This window comes from Blautia sp. AM42-2 (assembly GCF_003480245.1).
GTDB classification, from domain to species: Bacteria; Bacillota; Clostridia; order Lachnospirales; family Lachnospiraceae; genus Fusicatenibacter; species Fusicatenibacter saccharivorans.
Genome location: NZ_QUIM01000027.1, coordinates 1 through 1,463 on the forward strand (window position 1 = coordinate 1; position 1,463 = coordinate 1,463).

Genomic DNA, 1,463 nt, shown 5'->3' on the forward strand with positions numbered 1-1,463 from the left:
AGATTTCTATGAAACTATAGTTCTTCCACCACCCGCTAGAAAGCCGAAAGGCAAGCCTACAGTTGAAAATCATGTACGTTATCTTGAAATACACCTGGTTGAGAAACTGAAAGAAAAGATATATGTATCATTTGAAGACCTAAATGCTGAAATCAAAAAAATAGTAGCAGTCCTCAATAAACGATCTTTTCAAGGCAAGGACTTCTCAAGACAGGATGCTTTCGAAAAGTATGACAAACCATGTATGAAACCACTGCCAGGCGGATGTTACACGGCTTGCGACTATAAAGCGGTCCTAAAAGTTCCCAACAACTACCACATCGAGTATGACGGCCACTACTACTCCGTATTGTACTCTTATTGTGGCAAGCCTGCAATCCTGAAGGCAACCGCTTCAGAGATCAGGATCTGTGATCAGTATAATCGGCTGATCTGTACACATAAGCGGTCTTATAGAGAGTTTCCGCTGTATATCACGGTAGATGAACATATGCCGCCAGAACACCTTTATTACAAAGAAGTCAATTCAAAGGATGGTAATTATTACCGCCGCTGGGCTTCTGCCATTGGTCCTGCGATGTCAGAACTGATTGACAGACTCCTTAAATCATCAAAACATGAAGAGCAGTCCTATAATGCTTGTGCAGGTATCCTGCATAAAGTAAAAACAATCCCGAAAGGTGCTGCTGAAGAAGTTGCCCGTAAATGTATAGAGATCAATTCCTGTAAGTATTTTACCTTCAAGCAGATGCTGAAAAAGATGGATGTGAAGGAACTCCCCGAGCATTCACCAGGAACACTGCCCAATCATGAAAATATCAGAGGAAAGGACTACTATAAGTAAGGGTGACGTACTATGGCATACAGATTAAAAGACTATCTTTATAACGATAAACTCACAAAGGAACAGAACATACTCATGGATCGGCTGTATAAACTTCGCATGTCCGGTATGGCTGAAGCATTTGAAAAGCAGCTGCTGGAACCAAACACAGGTCTCGAACCATTTGAAGTCCGCTTTGCTGCTATTGTAAATCAGGAGTGGGATCAGCGTGAGAGTAAAAAGTTTAAACGTCTCATGAAGAAAGCGACCCTGAAATATCCTGCAGCTGATCTTGACAGCTCAATCTATGATCCAGAACGTCAGCTGAATACACACGTCATAGAACTTCTGGCCAAGTGTGATTGGATCGATGAGCCGAATAACCTGCTGATGACCGGAGGGGCCGGTGCTGGGAAAACGCACATCGCCTGCGCCTTATGTATCACAGCAATGCATCAGAACCGTACTGTTAAATACATACGTGCGAACACACTCTTAAAGGAATCAGATCATGCCAGGCAGGAAGGTACTTACTTTGAGTATTCGAATGAAATGGCAGCTTATGATCTCATGGTGATAGATGATTTCGGCTTAATGGATCTGGACATCGAGAAATGCCGCGATTTATTTGAAATCATCG

2 protein-coding genes are annotated in these 1,463 nt (G+C 42.7%); both read left to right on the forward strand.

Going from position 1 to position 1,463, the window contains the following annotated elements; genetic code table 11:
* Positions 1–844 (forward strand): Mu transposase domain-containing protein (locus DW915_RS15835; RefSeq protein WP_330422710.1); only part of this gene is annotated, 844 nt, incomplete at its 5' end.
* 12 nt (positions 845–856) lie between these two features.
* Positions 857–1,463, forward strand: a 607-nt coding sequence (locus tag DW915_RS15400; protein WP_243033855.1) for an ATP-binding protein, incomplete at its 3' end; no start/stop codon positions are given.